This window comes from Salinibacterium sp. NG22, from assembly GCF_015864925.1.
GTDB lineage: Bacteria > Actinomycetota > Actinomycetes > Actinomycetales > Microbacteriaceae > Rhodoglobus.
The window spans coordinates 1,078,849-1,095,051 of record NZ_JADYWG010000001.1 but is presented as its reverse complement, the minus strand read 5'-3'; the positions used below and the strand labels follow the sequence as shown (position 1 = coordinate 1,095,051).

The 16,203-nt window shown below is 60.6% G+C and carries 17 protein-coding genes and 1 tRNA gene; 7 read left to right on the top strand and 11 right to left on the bottom strand.

What is annotated here, in order from left to right:
• Nucleotides 1–81: 81 nt before the first annotated feature.
• Together I6E81_RS05385 and I6E81_RS05380 are read right to left on the bottom strand one after the other, a co-directional pair.
• Entirely contained in the window at nt 82–558 is a 477-nt protein-coding gene (locus I6E81_RS05385; protein WP_197106338.1) for a hypothetical protein, read from the bottom strand.
• Nucleotides 559–654: 96 nt separating this feature from the next.
• Nucleotides 655–727, bottom strand: a tRNA-Lys gene (locus I6E81_RS05380).
• A gap of 25 nt (nt 728–752) precedes the next feature.
• Between I6E81_RS05380 and I6E81_RS05375 the strand changes: the two genes are divergently transcribed.
• Nucleotides 753–1,382 carry a DNA-directed RNA polymerase subunit beta gene (locus tag I6E81_RS05375; RefSeq protein WP_197106337.1) on the top strand — a complete coding sequence of 210 codons (630 nt, stop codon included), beginning with the start codon at nt 753–755 and terminating at the stop codon, nt 1,380–1,382.
• Here the strand turns inward: I6E81_RS05375 and I6E81_RS05370 are convergent.
• From I6E81_RS05370 to I6E81_RS05355, 4 genes are read right to left on the bottom strand one after another with little or no spacing between them, the layout of a single operon-like run.
• Nucleotides 1,379–2,200, bottom strand: coding sequence for an ABC transporter permease (locus I6E81_RS05370; RefSeq protein ID WP_197106336.1), 822 nt, complete (start codon nt 2,198–2,200; stop codon nt 1,379–1,381). The two genes, I6E81_RS05375 and I6E81_RS05370, sit on opposite strands and share 4 nt — an antisense overlap.
• The gene (locus I6E81_RS05365; RefSeq protein WP_197106335.1) at nt 2,197–3,114 is read right to left on the bottom strand and encodes an ABC transporter permease; all 918 of its coding nucleotides are present in this window, start codon (nt 3,112–3,114) and stop codon (nt 2,197–2,199) included. Before I6E81_RS05365 ends, I6E81_RS05370 begins: the two co-directional genes overlap by 4 nt.
• Before the next feature lie 2 nt (nt 3,115–3,116).
• Nucleotides 3,117–4,298 (bottom strand): ABC transporter ATP-binding protein, encoded by a 1,182-nt coding sequence (locus I6E81_RS05360; RefSeq protein WP_197106334.1) that lies wholly within the window; start codon nt 4,296–4,298, stop codon nt 3,117–3,119.
• Entirely contained in the window at nt 4,298–5,509 is a 1,212-nt protein-coding gene (locus tag I6E81_RS05355; protein ID WP_197106333.1) for a PotD/PotF family extracellular solute-binding protein, read from the bottom strand. The genes I6E81_RS05360 and I6E81_RS05355 overlap by 1 nt, the downstream gene beginning before the upstream one ends.
• 514 nt (nt 5,510–6,023) lie before the next feature.
• Here I6E81_RS05355 and I6E81_RS05350 point away from each other — a divergent pair.
• The 6 genes from I6E81_RS05350 (at nt 6,024) to I6E81_RS05325 (ending at nt 10,733) form a co-directional block, all read left to right on the top strand.
• Entirely contained in the window at nt 6,024–6,632 is a 609-nt protein-coding gene (locus I6E81_RS05350; RefSeq protein ID WP_197106332.1) for a sigma-70 family RNA polymerase sigma factor, read from the top strand.
• Nucleotides 6,629–7,525, top strand: a complete 897-nt coding sequence (locus I6E81_RS05345; protein WP_197106331.1) for an anti-sigma factor — start codon at nt 6,629–6,631, stop codon at nt 7,523–7,525. Before I6E81_RS05350 ends, I6E81_RS05345 begins: the two co-directional genes overlap by 4 nt.
• Before the next feature lie 86 nt (nt 7,526–7,611).
• Nucleotides 7,612–8,214, top strand: coding sequence for a hypothetical protein (locus tag I6E81_RS05340; RefSeq protein ID WP_197106330.1), 603 nt, complete (start codon nt 7,612–7,614; stop codon nt 8,212–8,214).
• Between the two features lie 106 nt (nt 8,215–8,320).
• Nucleotides 8,321–8,893, top strand: a complete 573-nt coding sequence (locus I6E81_RS05335) for a copper resistance protein CopC (RefSeq protein WP_197106329.1) — start codon at nt 8,321–8,323, stop codon at nt 8,891–8,893.
• A gap of 7 nt (nt 8,894–8,900) precedes the next feature.
• Nucleotides 8,901–9,470: a copper chaperone PCu(A)C gene (locus tag I6E81_RS05330; RefSeq protein WP_197106328.1), complete on the top strand. Its 570-nt coding sequence runs from the start codon at nt 8,901–8,903 to the stop codon at nt 9,468–9,470.
• The gene (locus I6E81_RS05325) at nt 9,471–10,733 is read left to right on the top strand and encodes a Dyp-type peroxidase (RefSeq protein WP_197106327.1); all 1,263 of its coding nucleotides are present in this window, start codon (nt 9,471–9,473) and stop codon (nt 10,731–10,733) included. It abuts the gene before it with no gap.
• Nucleotides 10,734–10,808: 75 nt separating this feature from the next.
• On the opposite strand, the gene pstB is transcribed toward I6E81_RS05325, so the two are convergent.
• The 5 genes from pstB to I6E81_RS05300 all read right to left on the bottom strand — a co-directional run bounded on the left by pstB (nt 10,809) and on the right by I6E81_RS05300 (nt 16,131).
• Nucleotides 10,809–11,588: a phosphate ABC transporter ATP-binding protein PstB gene (pstB, locus tag I6E81_RS05320; RefSeq protein ID WP_197106326.1), complete on the bottom strand. Its 780-nt coding sequence runs from the start codon at nt 11,586–11,588 to the stop codon at nt 10,809–10,811.
• 18 nt (nt 11,589–11,606) lie between these two features.
• Nucleotides 11,607–12,689 (bottom strand): phosphate ABC transporter permease PstA, encoded by a 1,083-nt coding sequence (gene pstA, locus I6E81_RS05315; protein WP_197106325.1) that lies wholly within the window; start codon nt 12,687–12,689, stop codon nt 11,607–11,609.
• Entirely contained in the window at nt 12,689–13,633 is a 945-nt protein-coding gene (gene pstC / locus I6E81_RS05310; protein ID WP_197106324.1) for a phosphate ABC transporter permease subunit PstC, read from the bottom strand. The genes pstA and pstC overlap by 1 nt, the downstream gene beginning before the upstream one ends.
• 147 nt (nt 13,634–13,780) lie before the next feature.
• Nucleotides 13,781–14,875: a phosphate ABC transporter substrate-binding protein PstS gene (locus I6E81_RS05305; protein ID WP_197106323.1), complete on the bottom strand. Its 1,095-nt coding sequence runs from the start codon at nt 14,873–14,875 to the stop codon at nt 13,781–13,783.
• 176 nt (nt 14,876–15,051) lie between these two features.
• Nucleotides 15,052–16,131, bottom strand: a complete 1,080-nt coding sequence (locus I6E81_RS05300; RefSeq protein ID WP_197106322.1) for a phosphate ABC transporter substrate-binding protein PstS — start codon at nt 16,129–16,131, stop codon at nt 15,052–15,054.
• Nucleotides 16,132–16,203 lie beyond the last annotated feature (72 nt).

Genomic DNA, 16,203 nt, shown 5'->3' with positions numbered 1-16,203 from the left:
GGATGCTACCGCGCTGTCCCCACATAGGGGCGCGTTGAGCGCGACGTTAGCAGTGCCTCGGCAGCACTCGCGGTGAGCGTCCTAGCCGCGCAGGGGGAACTCGGCGAGTTCCGTCTCCCACGCCGCGACCGCCTGCTTGAGGTCACTCGGCGCGATCGTGAGGTCCATGAAGAATTCCATCTCGCTCGTCACGCTCGGCGGTTGTGACTCAAGCCAGAGGAACACGCGGAGCACGACGGCAGAGGGATCCCAACTCACGAGACCAAATCCGAGGTTCGGTTCGACGTGAGAAATGGTGGGCTGCAGCGCGCCCGCCCCGCTCAGCTCTATTGGCTCAACAAGTCCGCGGGCGGCGCGCGTCAGCCACGTGCCCAAGTTGAGCGCTTCCTCGACGAGCAAGCATGGCTCGAGAAAGTTCCACTCTTCGGTGCCGCAGCGCGCACGCCCGTCGATCAACAGCCAGTTGGCGTCGTAGGGATCGACCCGTACATCCTCAAACTGGTACGCCATGGGCTCGATGCTGAGATAGTTCGTTCCGCCAGCGTCCCATAACTCCATGGTGAGGAGCCTAATCGCGGCACGCTCCTGAATGCGGAAAACAACCGCAAGCCGGAGAAGAACCGCAATCAGCTACTTCGAAGGCGAAGAAAAATGTGGGCCCGCCGGGACTCGAACCCGGGACCCGCGGATTAAAAGTCCGATGCTCTACCAACTGAGCTACAAGCCCTACACGTTAAGCGTACCGTGAACTTATGGCAGATAACTTCCATAAGCCCACTCAATACTCTGGAGATAAGTTTGACACATTCGAAGGCGGTCAAGATCCAGCCCAAATAATGCGCGCGGCCCATGACACGGCCCATGCACTCATCGATGGTGCCCGCAATTCGGATGACCCTGCCGTAGTCGACCGCATCGTTGCGTACACCGACAAGCACGGCATTGATGCGCTCGCCGAACTCTGGTCGCGATCGAGCGCCAGCAGCCTTCCGGGCGCACTTTGGCGCATCTATCTGCTGCGTGCTGTCATCCAGCAGGATGCGGTGGGCACGAGCCTTCTCTTCCAGCGGGGCATCGACACTCTTCCCACTATCGATGCCGCCGTGACCGGTGCCGTGAATCCGACCGGGCCCCACGAGATCAAGGAGCTTGCTGACCAGATTTTGCGTGGGCTCTTCCACGGCGACTTTGGGGTCGCCCTCGATCGGGCGGCATCCTTCAGTCGAATTTTGGCTTCAGGGGCGACGAGCGTTGCGGATGATCAGGAACTCCTCAATCCCGAACGTGCGAGTGAGCTCACCACTCGAGCCGCTCGCTACTCGCTCACCGCCCAAGAGTTCACGGCCTGCGCGAAACTATTCCGCGCAGGTTCGCTCGACTAGTTCACTCCGGCCTGGTGCAGCTTCTCGAGCCGTTTCGCTCGGGCCGCGCCCGATACCTGCACGGTGACGACGATGATCAGCGCAAAGATGAACACTGCCGAAGCGAGAACGTTCGCTTCAGCAGGGATTCCTCGCGCCGCCGATACCCAGATGTACTTGGGGAAGGTCGACACAGCGCCCGAGTTGAAGTTGGTGATGATGAAGTCGTCGAATGACAGCGCGAACGACAGCAGGGCTGCGGCGAGAATACCGGGGAGCAACAGCGGGAACGTGATGCGCAGAAACACCTGAAGCGCTGAGCCGTAGAGGTCGCGGCCGGCTTCCTCGAGCGCCGGGTCCAAGCTGGCAACGCGGGCCTTTACCGCGACGACCACAAAGCTGATGCAGAACATCGTGTGGGCCAAAATGATGGTCAGCATGTCCTTCGGAACACCGATCGACAGAAACTGGGCAGCGAGTCCAGCCCCCAGCACAACTTCCGGGGTGGCCATGGGGAGGAACAGGAACAGGCTCAGCTGCGAGCGGAACTTGAACCGATAGCGCACCATCGCTATTGCGATCATGGTGCCCAGGGTGGTCGCCAGCACTGTTGCCACGACACCGATGAAGATGCTGTTACCGAAGGCCTCGCAGACTGCGCCGTTTTGCACGTTGCAGACGTTGAGCCACTTGTCGAAAGTGAATCCGCGCCATGTGATGTTCGACTTGAGAGAATCGTTGAAGCTGTAGACGAAGGTGTAGCCGATCGGAATCATGAGGATCAGCAGCGCGAGGGCGCTGTACGCGGGCAAAACCCATTTGCTGATGGAGTGTTTCACAGCAGGTCCTCCGTTCCCGACTTCTTCACATAGAAACTCACCATCACGAGAATTGCTGACATCAGAATGATGGAGAGAGCTGCTCCCGCCGGAAAGTTTTGCAGCACAAGAAAGTTCGCCTCGATCACATTGCCCATCATTTGGGTTCCGGTGCCACCGAGAAACTCTCGGCTCGCATTGATGTAGTCACCCGCCGCAGGAATGAACGTGAGCAGGGTTCCTGCCACGATGCCCGGCATGGAAAGCGGGATGGTTACCTTGCGGAAAACGTGGAAGGGGCTGGCATAAAGGTCGCTACCGGCTTCGAGGTAGCGCACGTCGAGCCGTTCCAGAGTCGTGTACAACGGCAGCGTCATGAACGGGATGAAGTTGTAGGTGAGGCCGAAGATCACCGAGAAGGCGGTTCCCGTGACGTGGGCATCCGGGGCAAGCAGCGACATTGCTTTGAGCGAGGTCACCAGGAATGACTCATCCGAGAAGATCTGCTTCCACGCCAGCGTGCGCAGCAGAAAGCTGATGAAGAACGGCGCGACGACCATTACCAGGGCGAGGCTCTGCAGCAGCGGCCAACGACGAGCTTTGACCCCGATGAAATACGCCAAGGGGTAACTAATGATCAGAGCAAAGAACGTGGCCGTGATCGCGTAGCCGAATGAGCGAAGAATGTGGGGCCAGTACGCGCTGATGACGTCTGTGTAGTTTTCCCAACGGAACGCGTAGCTGAACTCTCCAATGTCTCCGAACTCTGCCGGCACCTTGAACGACGTCAGCAGCAGCGACACCAGGGGAGCGAGAAAAAAGAGAACGAGGTACAGGATGCCGGGCAGGAGTAACAGGAGCGCCACCGGGCTCTTCTTCTTGATGCTGTCAGAAGAAGTCGGAGCAGCTGTCGTAGAGAAAGCCGCGAAAGCCATCGCTACGCACCCTCGAGGTGGCGCTGCGCGGCAATCGAGCGAGTGTCGAAGTCAGCCTCGAACCGCGGAGCATCCGCAGGATCGTCGTCAAGGCCAAAACCGTGGCCAACGCCCCAGCTGACCCACACTTCATCTCCGAACTTGACGTCAGAGCCGAAGGTCATGTTTTGCGCGAACACAATGAGCGTGCCTGCGCCGGGGACCTCGACCAAATACTGCGTGCTCACGCCGCTGAACGAGACATCCGTGACGCGGCCGGGGCCCATCACGTTGACGTCAGCGTCATGGGTGGGCTTTGCGGAGTGCAAGGTCAACTTCTCGGGGCGCACGCCGATCGTGATTTCACCGGTTGTGCGGTGGGCTCGGGCGGCGGGGACCACAATCTTGTGACCCGCGACATCCACTGCCACACCCGCGCTTGTCGTGCTCACAACGGGGCCGGTGAACAGATTGGACTGCCCCAGGAAGTTCGCCACAAACGATGTCCTGGGCAATTCGTAGAGCTCTTGGGGGGCGCCCATCTGCTCGATGCGGCCCTTGTTCATCACGGCGATCGTGTCGGCCATAGTCATGGCCTCTTCCTGATCGTGAGTCACGTGCAGGAAGGTGAGACCGACATCCTCTTGGATGGTTTTGAGCTCAAGCTGCATTTGGCGACGCAACTTGAGGTCGAGTGCTCCCAGCGGTTCATCGAGCAAAAGCAGTGCTGGCCGATTGACGATGGCGCGTGCCAGTGCAACGCGCTGCTGCTGCCCTCCGGAGAGTTGCTGAGGTCGCCGGCTAGCGAGGTGGTCAAGTTCCACCAGTCGCAGCACTTCGTGCGCTTTGCCCAGCGGGTCGGCCATCTTGCGGCGACGCAACCCAAAAGCGACATTCTCGAGTACGGTCATGTGCGGGAAAAGGGCGTAGCTCTGAAACACCGTGTTGACGGGGCGTTGGAACGACTTCTGGTTGGTCACATCGGTGCCGCCGACCAGGATCCGCCCGGCGGTGGGAGCCTCAAGGCCAGCGACGAGTCGCAGCGTCGTTGTCTTGCCGCAGCCAGACGGCCCGAGCAGTGCAAAGAATGACCCTGCGGGGATCGTGAGATTGAGCTCCTCAATCGCAGTGAAGCCGGGGAAGCGTTTGTGAATCCCCACCAACTCCAGGTCGGCGCCACTCTCCGCGAACGTGTCTGTTGTCATTAAGCTGCCCCGAGCACGACGCTCTGGAAAGCGGTGTTGTACTTCTGTTCCTCAGAGCTGTCGAGCTCACGGAACACGAACGCTTTCGACAGCATCTCGTCGTCGGGAAAAATCAGTTTGTTGTTGGCGAGCTCAGGATCGATGGCGGCGGCGGCCTCTTGGGCTCCGCTGACCGGAGTGATGTAGTTCACGTAGGCGGCTACCTCGGCAGCGACCTCGGGGTCGTAGTAGTAGTTGATCATTTCTTCCACGTTCGACTTCGCGCCACTGCCAATCGGCACCATGAAGTTGTCGTTCCACAGAGTTCCGCCATCGTCGGGAACGATGAACTCCCACTTGTTACCGTTTTCGGCGTTCAGCTGCACGATGTCACCCGACCACACAATCGCAGCAACGGTGTCGCCGTTCACAAGGTCCTCCTTGTAGGAGTTGCCCTTGATGTTGCGAATCTGGCCATCGGCGACTTGCTTCGAGAACTCGTCGATCGCTGCGTTGAACTCGTCGTCGCCCCAGTCCCCAGCGATATCGACGCCCTGAGCGAGCATGATCAGGCCCATAGTGTCGCGCATTTCAGAGAGCACACCGACGCGACCCTTAAGATCGGCCTTCCAGAGATCCTGAACGGATTCGATTCCACCGGGCAGCAGTTCCTTGTTCCAGCAAATGCCCGCGAAGCCGCCCTGCCACGGGATGCTCAACTCGCGACCCGGGTCAAAGTCGACGTTCTGCAGCGACGGCAACAGGTTGTCGACGTTCGGCATCTTGCTGCGATCAAGCTTCTGCGCGTAGCCAAAGCGGATGAGGCGAGTGGCCATCCAGTCCGTGAGGCAAACGACGTCGGCACCAATATCTTTGCCGAGCGAGAGCTGGTCTTTGACCTTGGCGTAGTAGGTGTTGTTGTCGTCAACAGCTTCGGTGTATTCGACCGTGATGCCGGTCTGAGCTTCGAAGGCGTCGATGGTGGGGTAGTTGCCCGCATCATCGACGTCGACATACAGCGCCCAGTTGTCCCAACGGACGAGCTTGTCGGTGGCGCTGGTGTCTGGGGCTGCGGTCAATTCAGCAGGGCCGGTCGAGCAGGCAGAGAGTGCAAGCCCGGTCGCGCCTGCAGCGGCACCAGTCAGCAACGCACGTCGATTCATGGTGGCGCTCTGGGCCTTGCGGACCAGCTCGCGGATGATCGGATCAGCAGGTAAAGGCTTGGACTTCATGACAAGTTCTCCTAGCATTCGTGACGTGCACCGGACGCCCCGCTGCGCTGTAGGGCTGACTGATATTTGCACATATGCGCAGGAAAATCATTAAAAAGTGTCGAAAACATCGGCATTGCAATATATTTGTCACGAAATCCGCACAAACCGGAAACAAAGGGCGTCTGCTCACAGGAGCGCATTCGGAGCGTGCGCACAGGAAGCCCTTTGCTACACTTTTCTTCGCCGGGCCACAGTAACCCCGGGCTCCAAAATTAGCCGCTTAGAGCGGCCCTGCGTCGTGAGGCGTTCTCTGTGGCTCGGCTTTTCTTCTGTCCGGGCACAATGCTGCACGACAGTACTGCGCCGCGAGACAACACCACGGTTTCTGAATGCCGACCAATCCCTTTGCGCAAGGGCACCGAATCACCCACCAGTGAAAGCAACCGACACAAGCCATTGTCGGCCCGCATCCACTGACTGAAGATTCGCTGCTGAACCCGAAAACTGCGATGAAGGAGCACAGGAACCTGTCATGCTTGTCCTTATGCCTCGTGAAGCTGATGTCGGCGTAAAGCCCGAAGAACCCGGCGTGCCCGCCACAAGCCCGCAAGACCTACTCGAGCGTGTCTCCACCGGTGATCAAGCCGCTTTTAGCGAGCTCTACGACCAGATGGCTCCCCGAGTCTTTGGACTCGTCAAGAGGCTCCTGCGTGACCATTCGCAGTCCGAAGAAGTGACGCAAGAAATCTTCTTAGAGATCTGGCAAACCGCAACCCGTTTCGATTCGAACCGGGGTGCCGCGGTCAGCTGGATTCTCACCATGGCTCACCGCCGAACTGTTGACCGTGTGCGTGCATCACAGTCGTCTCGCGACCGTGACGTACGCATCGGCATCCGTGATCACAACCCGGACTACGATCACGTTTCAGAAACCATAGAAGTCCGACTCGAACACGAAAGGGTAGAGAAGGCCATGTCCCGACTGACTGAACTCCAGCGCCAAGCTGTTTCCCTTGCGTATTACGGCGGCTACAGCCACAGTGAGGTGGCGACCATGCTCAAGGTTCCTGTCGGCACTGTCAAAACCCGACTACGTGATGGAATGATCCGCTTACGCGACGAAATGGGGGTGGCATCATGAACGACCGCAACGACGACTTCGCCGCCCAATCTGGCGCCTACGCCCTAAACGCGTTAAGCCCAGAAGAACGCGAAGCATTCGAGAAGCACCTGGCCTCGTCCAGCGAAACTCGCACCGAAACCACTGAACTCTCTGACACAGCAGTAGCGCTCGGCCTGGCCGTTGACCCGGTCACGCCGCCGCCCGCGCTCAAGAACAACCTCATGGCGCTGATTGCGCAGACTCCACAGTTGCCGCGCGAAGCCGACGTTGTTGCAGAAAGCGACGCCAACAGTGTGGATGCCGCATCCGCGCCACTCGCACACGTCACGCCGTTGGCGGCTTCGGCTGCGCTCGCGGCTGACGACTCGGCGGAGCAGTCAAGCACCGCGCCTGCTGCCCCGGCAACTCCCGCGGAGACCAAGGCTCAGGCCCGCTGGTTCACTCGTCCGGCTACGGCGCTCGCCGCAGTGGCTGCCGCAGTGGCGCTCATTGTTGCGGGTGGGGTGGTGGCTGATTCCATCGGTCGCTCAAGCATTGAGCAGTCCACTTTTGCGTCGCAGCAGGCTGACCAGCTTGCGGCAATTAATGCGGCGAGTGATTCGCAGCGGCTGGTTTCGACTGTTACGGGCGGCGCGACGGCTACCTTCGTGTGGTCGAGTGAACTCGCATCATCCGCAGTGATTGTGGATGGTCTTGAAGCGCTGCCCGCTGATCAGGTTTACGAACTCTGGTACATCGATGACTCTGGCGCTCGGCCGGCGGGTCTCATGGATGCCGCTGACGATGGTCCCACCTGGCGCGTGCTTGATGGCGAGATGGGTGCCGGCGATATTATCGGTGTCACGATCGAACCTCAGGGCGGCTCGGATGCACCAACCACCGATCCCATCGTTGTCTTCGAGAGCGCGTAAACTGTTGCTGAGTCGCTAACGCAGGCTGGCTCGCCCACGCAGCTGGCTCGCGTCACTCGCGAACTGTCGCACTCAGAGGAGCAATCATGATCGGCAGGGGAACCCAAGTTCTCCGGGCGCTGATCGTCGCTGCCTTCTCGGTCTTTGTTGCCGCAGCCGCTCACGTTTTTGGTGGCGGCAGCATGCCCAGCTGGGTTGCTCTCGTTCTCGCTCTTACGTTCGCGGCGCTCATCAGCATTCCGCTCATCGGAAAGCGGATGTCGCTCCCGCGCGTCGCCGTGGCGGTCACGATTGCTCAAACGCTCTTCCACACCGTCTTCGCGGTTATCGGCAATCCGGGCAACGTCGTGGCTCAGTCCAGCGGACACCACGACCTCGCGTTCACGGTCCTCGCTGGGTCGATTAACCATGGCTCGCACGGTGCGGGGGCAATGACCGCAGGGCACATTGTTGCCGGCATCATCACGATTGTGGCGCTGCGTCAGGGCGTGACCGCTCTCAGTTCGATTGCCGCGAGTGCTGGCCGCCACCTTCGTCACTTGTTCTCGACACAGGTTGTTCCGGTTGTTATCCGTCGCACGGTTGTTGCTAACGCCGTCTGCCGCGACGAGTTTGTGGCAACGCTTCAGTTATTACGTTCCGTTATGAGCCGCAGAGGGCCACCGACCGTCAGCGCGGTCTTCTCCTAACCTTCTCTGCAGTGTGGCGGCTTCGTGCCGCCCCTGTGCGGTTGCGCGCACGCCCCTGATGGGCTGTGTGTGCCTCCGCGATAACAACGGAAAGCTGACAACTCAGATGACGTTTGTGCGTACTTATGCGCGCGTAGTCGGGGGAGTGGCTCTTGCTGCTCTGCTCGTATTCGCGATGCCTCAGACGGCTTTTGCCCACGATCAAATCATTGGGCAAATACCGAATGAGAACGAAGTGCTTGAGGTTGCCCCGAGCGAGATCACTCTCGAATTTACGGGCGAGCTCATGGACATCACGCAACTTGCCATGGTGGTGGATGCCGACGGCACCGACTGGGTCAGTGGACCCATGCAGGTGACAGATCGCACCGCCATCCAGCCTCTGCTGCCTGACATGCCCGAGGGCAGTTATCAGGTGCGGTGGCGTGTGGTGTCGAGCGATGGCCACCCGATTTCGGGCAGTTTTGAATTCGCGGTTGGTCAGGAGACGCCGGGGGCAACTTTCGGCCTCGAAGAAGAAGCCTCGGAGCAAGAAGACACCGCAGCCTCAGCAACAGACAACTCGACAACGGGCATGAGTCCGCTCGTTGTTACCAGCCTCATCGGTGCCGGCAGCGGCATCGTCCTTTTTGCCGGAGTCATCGCAGCGCGATGGTTCTGGATTAGACGAAAGAAGTAATACAGAAATGATCCGCACCAAAAACACCTTTAGCCTCATCGCCGTTCTCGCGGCAGGGGCACTTGCTCTCGCCGGATGCTCGACCACAGCATCCACCGATGGCGACGACAGCATGGAGTCGAGCGCCACTACTCTCACGACGTCCGACACGTGGGTCAAGGCAATCGACAGCGGCATGACGGCCGCGTTCGGCATGGTTGAAAACCCCACCGATCACGACATCACGATCGTGTCGGCGACCACGAGTGCCTCAGATATGACGGAACTCCACGAGACGCTGGAGAACGAATCGGGCGACATGGTCATGCAGCCGATCGAGGGTGGCTTCACCATTCCGGCGGGCGGAATGCTCATGCTTGAGCCCGGCGGAAACCACATCATGATCATGGGCGTTACTGACCCGATTCTTGCGGGAGATGACGTCACTGTCACCCTCACGCTCGATGATGGCAGCACGCTTGAGTTCACGGCTCCGGCCAAGGACTACTCCGGCGCCAACGAGAACTACGAGGGCGACGACGAGATGGACATGGACAACGGCGACACGGACCACGATGACATGGAGATGGACGAATAATTGTCTGAACCAGTAGAGCCTGACACTTCGCGTCGGCTCTCGCGGCGGCACCTCCTCTGGGGCGGTGCCGCTGCGGCGGGCGTCGGCGCGGCAACAGCAGCCGGAGTGAGCATCGTTGGTGGCACTTCGGGTTCGGTCGCACCGACGAGCTCTGGCGATGCCACGACTGCGGGTTTCACCCCGCAGGAGGCCTTTGAAGGTGCTGTGCCGTTTTATGGGGTGCACCAGGCTGGCATCGAAACGCCAGCCCAGTCCAACGCCGTCTTTATCGCGCTCGATCTACGCGACGATATCGACGCTGCTGGGTTGCGTCGCCTCATGAGCGTCGTGACGGATGACGCGGCTCGCCTCACGGCAGGCCAGCCCGCGTTGGCGGACTCCGAGCCTGAGCTCGCCGTCATCCCGGCGCAGCTCACGGTCACCTTCGGATTTGGACCTCGCGTTGTCGAGCTGGCAGGCAAAGCTGCTCCCGAGTGGCTGCGCCCGCTTCCCGCCTTCGGTATTGACCAGCTCGATCCGGCGTACTGTGATGGCGATCTCCTCATCCAGATCGCTGCCAATGACCCTCTGACGGTCACTCACGCTGCGCGAATGCTGCTCAAGGATGCTCGGAGCTTTGCGCTGCCGCGGTGGTCGCAGAGCGGCTTCCGTCGCGCGGCGGGAGCCGAGAATCCCGCCGCCACGATGCGCAATCTGTTTGGTCAGCTCGATGGCACCGGAAATCCTTCGCCTGGCACCACCGAGTTCAGTGACGCTGTGTGGAGCACCGACGTTCCTTCGTGGCTGGAGGGTGGCACGAGTTTCGTGTTGCGCCGTATCGCCATGGATCTCGATGGCTGGGACAAGATCGACCGCCTCGGCCGCGAGGAGACGATCGGTCGCACCCTCGACACCGGTGCGCCCCTCACTGGCACCGTTGAGGGCGACGAACCCGACTTGGAGGCCAAAGACAGACTGGGCTTCCCTGTCATTCCCGCCTTCGCCCATGTTCGCCGGGCGAAAGAGAACGAGGCAGCAAACAAGATGTTCCGTCGTGGCTACAACTACGACGACACGGTGCTGACGGGCGCCGAGAGCGTCTCGAACTCGGGGCTGCTGTTCGCCGCATTCCAAGCGGATGTCGATAAGCAGTTCGTTCCCGTGCAGAAGGCTCTCGACACGCTTGACTTGCTCAACACGTGGACAACGCCCGTCGGGTCTGCGGTCTTTGCTATTCCGCCCGGCTGTCAGCAGGGTGGCTACATCGGAGACACCCTCTTTTAGAGCGTGCGAGCAGACAACGAGAACAGCCCCCGGCCAGCTGGCGCGGGGGCTGTTCTGTTGTGCTTAGGTGGCTCGTTAGCCGAACTTGCCCGAGACGTAGTCTTCGGTTGCTTGGATGCTGGGGTTCGAGAAGATGGTGGTGGTGTCGTCGTATTCGATGAGCTTGCCTGGCTGGCCGGTGCCCGCGATGTTGAAGAATGCGGTGCGGTCAGAGACTCGGGCGGCCTGCTGCATGTTGTGGGTCACGATCACGATCGTGTAGTCCTGCTTGAGTTCCTCGATGAGGTCTTCAATGGCCAGGGTCGAGATGGGGTCGAGGGCCGAACACGGCTCATCCATCAGTACTACGTCGGGCTTGACGGCGATGGCGCGCGCGATGCAGAGTCGTTGCTGCTGTCCACCAGAAAGTCCTGATCCTGGCTTGTCGAGGCGTTCTTTAACTTCTTGCCACAGGTTCGCCCCGATGAGGGACTGCTCGACGAGGTCGTCGGCGTCACTCTTGCTCATGCGGGAGTTGTTGAGCTTCACCCCAGCAATCACGTTGTCGCGAATCGACATCGTGGGGAACGGGTTGGGGCGCTGGAAGACCATGCCCACTTGGCGGCGAACGCTGACGGGGTCAACACCGGGCGCGTAGAGGTTGTTGCCGTCAATGAGCACTTCACCCTCAACGTACGCACCGGGGATCACCTCGTGCATACGGTTCAGGGTGCGCAGGAACGTTGATTTACCGCAACCAGACGGGCCGATGAAGGCGGTGACGGTGCGGGGCTCAATGGTGAGTGACACACCTTCTACAGCGCGAAACTTGCTGTAGTAGACGTTGAGGTCATTGACTTCGATGCGCTTAGACACGAGTGGGGGTTCCTTCGGTTATCGACCGGTCTTGGGGGCGAAGATCTTGGCGATGATGCGTGCCAGGAGGTTCAGTGCCATCACGATCAGGATGAGGGTGAGTGCTCCAGCCCACGCCCGATCGATGTAGGCCTGGGCGTCGGTGCCCTGAGAAATGTAGGAGCTGTACACGAATACGGGCAAGCTCTGCATCCGGTCGCTGAACAGCGAGTAGTTGAAGTTGTTGGTGAAGCCAGCGGCAACCAGCAGCGGGGCGGTTTCACCGATGACGCGGGCGATGGAGAGCATCACACCGGTCGTGATTCCGGCGATGGATGTCGGCAGCACAACCTTCAGAATGGTCAGCCACTTGGGCACGCCGAGTGCAAACGCAGCCTCACGCAGTTCGTTGGGCACGAGTCGCAGCATTTCTTCGCTCGAGCGCACGACCACGGGGATCATGAGCACCGACAGGGCGACTGCTCCGGCGATTCCGACGCGAACGCCGGGGCCGAAGAAGATCACGATGAGGGAGTAGGCGAAGAGACCGGCGACGATCGAGGGGATACCGGTCATGACATCCACGAAGAAGGTGATCGCTTGGGCAAGACGACCGCGCCCGTATTCGACGAGGTAGATCGAGGTCATGAGCCCGATGGGCACCGAGATGATGCTTGCAGCGAGCGTCATTTGCAGGGTGCCGATGATGGCGTGGGCCGCACCGCCACCTTCGCCGACGACGTTACGCAGCGAGAGGGTGAAGAAGTCGAGGTCGAAGCGGGCAGCGCCGTTGATCGCCACGGTGTACAGCAGCGAGATGAGCGGCAGGAGCGCGATAACGAACGCGAGCGTAACCAGAGTCGTCACAAGGCGGTCTGTGGCGCGACGGTGGCCTTCAACGAGCCGTGAGACGGTCACGAGAACGACGCCGTAGAGAACGACGCCCAAAAGCACGGCGCCGACGACGTTGAATTCGGCTGCATCCTGGCCTGCTTGAACGAACAGGAAGATGATGACGAAAGTGGCAAGGCTGCTGATCAGGATGAGCAGGGGAGCCCAGCGGGGCAGTTGCCCGGCGGCGTAGGCGTTCTCGATGGGGCGCGCGGGTGTGGTGGTAGTCATCAGTTCGCTCCCGAGAATTCCTTGCGGCGGTTGACGATGTAGCGCGCGATCGTGTTGACGATCAGCGTGATGGCGAACAGGATCAGGCCTGTTGCGATCAGTACGTTCACATTGAGTCCGTAGGCCTCGGGGAAGCTCAGTGCGATGTTGGCGGCGATTGTCGACGGGTTAGTCGAGCTGATCACGTTGAAGGTGATGACGTTGGAGGCCGACAGCACCATCGCAACAGCCATGGTTTCGCCGAGGGCCCGACCGAGGCCGAGCATTGCTCCGGAGACGATGCCGGCGCGACCGAAGGGGAGCACCGCGATTTTGATCATTTCCCAGCGCGTAGCGCCGAGGGCGAGTGCAGCTTCTTCGTGCAGCACGGGGGTCTGGAGAAAGACTTCGCGACAGATGGCGGTGATGATCGGCAGGATCATGACGGCGAGCACGATGGAAGCGGTGAGGATGGTGCGGCCGGTGCCAGAGGCGGGGCCGGCGAAGAAGGGGATCCAGCTGAGGTTATCGGCAAGCCACGCGTAGGCGGGCTGCACGCCGACGGCGAGAACGTTGCCGCCCCAGAGGCCGAAGACTACGGAGGGCACTGCGGCAAGCAAGTCGATGATGTAGCCGAGGGTTGCTGCCAGCGGGCGCGGCGCGTAGTGCGAGATGAAGAGCGCGATGCCGATGGCGATCGGTACGGCCATGATGAGGGCGAGGCCAGCTGACCAGAGCGTTCCGAAGACGAGCGGGCCGACATACGCCCAGAAGTTCGTTCCTTCAAGGAGCGTCGTCTTCTCGGGATCCGCGGTGATTCCGGGAACTCCCTGGATGACGAGGAAGGCAGCGACGGCGGCGAGAATCGCGAGGATGAGCGCGCCAGCGGTGAGGGCCGTACCTGAGAAGAGGCGGTCTCCGGGGCGCTGTTTCGCGCGAATACGGGCGGCCGCAGTCGAGGTCATGTGTCGAGTATCCCTTATCCCTGGCTTGGCTTAGTGCGTGATCTGTACTGCGTGGTGCTCACGGGGACTGCGCGGTGCGCCGGGCCCAGTGCAAAGTCTGCCCGACCCCGCTGCCAGTAGCAACGGGGTCGAAGCAGACTCGAGGTGTTACTTGATGGCGTCTACTGCAGCCTGAGCCTTCTCGAACAGCGTCGAGGAGATCGGAGCTGAACCAGCGGACTCTGCGGCAGTTGCCTGGCCTTCGTCGCTAATGATGTAGGACATGTAGGCCTTCACCAGGTCAACGTTGTCGCTTGATGCGTACTCGTTGCAACCGATGAGGTAGCTGATCAGGACGACCGGGTAGACACCCGATGCGTCGGAGGCGCGGTCGATCTCTACAGCGAAGTCGGTCTCGCCGCGGTCTGCTGCGAAGGGCGAGGCGTCAACGATTGCTGCTGCAGCTTCAGGCGAGTACGGCACGTACTCGTCGCCGACCTTGACAGCAACGATTCCGAGGTCACCGGCGCGCGATGCGTCGGCGTAGCCGATGGTTCCGGTTCCGTTGGTTACTGCGTCAACGAGACCAGAGGTCTGAGGAGCACCCTCGCCACCGAACTCGGTTGGCCAGGCTTCGATCGATCCGACGGTCCAGACCGACGAAGCTGCAGCCGACAGGTAGTCGGTGAAGTTCGCGGTCGTTCCCGAGTCATCAGCGCGGTGAACTGCGGTGATGCCGAGGTCGGGGAGGTCTACGCCATCGTTCTGGGAGACGATTGCATCGTCGCTCCAGTTGGTGATTTCACCCGTGAAGATGCCGGCGATCGTGTCAGCGTCGAGGTTGAGCGAGTCAATGCCGTCGATGTTGAAGATGATCGCGATGGGGGAGATGTAGGCCGGGATCTCGAGGATGCCGGTGCCGGGTACGCAAGATGCGAAGTTGTCTTCAGCGATTTCTTCGGCGCTGAATGCGCGGTCGGATCCAGCGAACTGGCTTCCGCCACCGATGAACGTGTCGCGTCCTCCACCAGAACCGATGGGGTCGTACTCAACAGTGACGTTTTCGTTGGCCGTCTGGAATCCAGCAACCCAGGCCTCCTGGGCTGACTGCTGCGACGAAGCTCCGGCGCCAACGAGGGTGCCAGTGAGGTCGGACATGTTCTCATCGCTGCTGCCGTCTTCGGCTGCTGTTGCGCAGGAGGAGAGGAGGATCGTGCCTGCGATAGCAATGGCACCGATGGTGCCAAGACGCTTGAAGTTCACAGTTTTCCCTTCGGAATGTTGATTACAGGTTTCAGGTCGGTGCGACCCAAATAGAAAACTTAGGCACGGCAGGTAGCCACCTTCGCCCGGTTAGGTAAACGGGAGGTAAACGCCGAATCAACATGAGAAGGGTGAGCCCCGGTTTCGCGGGGATGACGACGGGGAGGAGCTGTAAATTACTTCATCGCGGCTACGGCGGCCAACGCTTTCTCGTAGAGCGAGTCCGAGATGGGGGCCGAACCGGCAGACGCGGCAGCAGCCTGCTGACCTTCGGGACTGATCACGTAGTTCAAGTAGCCCTTAATGACATCCAGCCGGTCGGTGGAAGCATATTCGTTGCAGGCGATGAGGTAGCTGATGAGCACAACCGGGTACACGCCGCTGGCGGTGGATGCTCGGTCAATGTCGACCGCAAAGTCTGTGTCGCCACGGCCTTCCCCAAACGGCGAGACATCGACAATCGCTGCGGCGGCTTCTGCCGAGTAGGAGACGTACTCGTCACCGACCTTCACGGCGACGGTGCCGAGGTCACCGGCGCGCGAGGCATCGGCGTAGCCAATCGTTCCCGTTCCGTTGGTGACAGCATCCACGACACCGGATGTTTGCGGTGCCGCTTCACCGCCGTACTCGAGCGGCCATTTCTCGATTGAGCCAACCGTCCAGGCGTCGGGTGCTGCGCCAGAGAGGTAGTCGGTGAAGTTGGCGGTGGTGCCCGAGTCATCGGCGCGGTGTACGGCGGTGATGTTCAGGCTGGGCAGCTCAACGGTGGGATTTTGCTCGGCAATGGCCGCGTCATCCCACTGATCGATCTCGCCCGTAAAGATGCCAGCGATGGTCTCGGCGTCGAGGTTGAGCGAGGCGATCCCCTCGAGGTTGAAGATGATGGCGATCGGTGAAATATAGGCAGGGATTTCAAGGATGCCGGTGCCGGGCACGCACGAAACGAAGTCGGCTTCGGCGATTTCTTCGACCTTGAATGCGCGGTCGGATGCCGCAAACACTGCGCCACCACCAATGAAGGTGTCGCGTCCTCCTCCGGAGCCGATGGGGTCGTATTCGACCGTTGCCGCCACGTTGGCGAGCTGGAAACCCCGAACCCATGCCTCTTGCGCTGCCTGCTGTGACGAGGCGCCGGCGCCGATGATGGTGCCGGAGGGGCCAGACGCGTCGCTAAGGTCGGTGGGTACACACCCGGTGAGCGCGAGTGCGCTGGTCATCGCGATGATGCTGACGGTGCCGAGGCGGGTGAACTTCACTGGGGTCCCTTCGAGAAAATGACGTGCACGTCATTGTCTCGCGAATTCCCTAGTAATTCACCGCCCGGCAAC

Excerpts from the sequence above, each read along its gene's own strand:
- I6E81_RS05385 (WP_197106338.1), bottom strand. The coding sequence starts at position 558 with ATGGAGTTATGGGACGCTGGCGGAACGAACTATCTCAGCATCGAGCCC.
- I6E81_RS05375 (WP_197106337.1), top strand. The coding sequence starts at position 753 with ATGGCAGATAACTTCCATAAGCCCACTCAATACTCTGGAGATAAGTTT.
- I6E81_RS05365 (WP_197106335.1), bottom strand. The coding sequence starts at position 3,114 with ATGGCTTTCGCGGCTTTCTCTACGACAGCTGCTCCGACTTCTTCTGAC.
- I6E81_RS05360 (WP_197106334.1), bottom strand. The coding sequence starts at position 4,298 with ATGACAACAGACACGTTCGCGGAGAGTGGCGCCGACCTGGAGTTGGTG.
- I6E81_RS05355 (WP_197106333.1), bottom strand. The coding sequence starts at position 5,509 with ATGAAGTCCAAGCCTTTACCTGCTGATCCGATCATCCGCGAGCTGGTC.
- I6E81_RS05350 (WP_197106332.1), top strand. The coding sequence starts at position 6,024 with ATGCTTGTCCTTATGCCTCGTGAAGCTGATGTCGGCGTAAAGCCCGAA.
- I6E81_RS05345 (WP_197106331.1), top strand. The coding sequence starts at position 6,629 with ATGAACGACCGCAACGACGACTTCGCCGCCCAATCTGGCGCCTACGCC.
- I6E81_RS05340 (WP_197106330.1), top strand. The coding sequence starts at position 7,612 with ATGATCGGCAGGGGAACCCAAGTTCTCCGGGCGCTGATCGTCGCTGCC.
- I6E81_RS05335 (WP_197106329.1), top strand. The coding sequence starts at position 8,321 with ATGACGTTTGTGCGTACTTATGCGCGCGTAGTCGGGGGAGTGGCTCTT.
- I6E81_RS05330 (WP_197106328.1), top strand. The coding sequence starts at position 8,901 with ATGATCCGCACCAAAAACACCTTTAGCCTCATCGCCGTTCTCGCGGCA.
- pstA (WP_197106325.1), bottom strand. The coding sequence starts at position 12,689 with ATGACTACCACCACACCCGCGCGCCCCATCGAGAACGCCTACGCCGCC.
- pstC (WP_197106324.1), bottom strand. The coding sequence starts at position 13,633 with ATGACCTCGACTGCGGCCGCCCGTATTCGCGCGAAACAGCGCCCCGGA.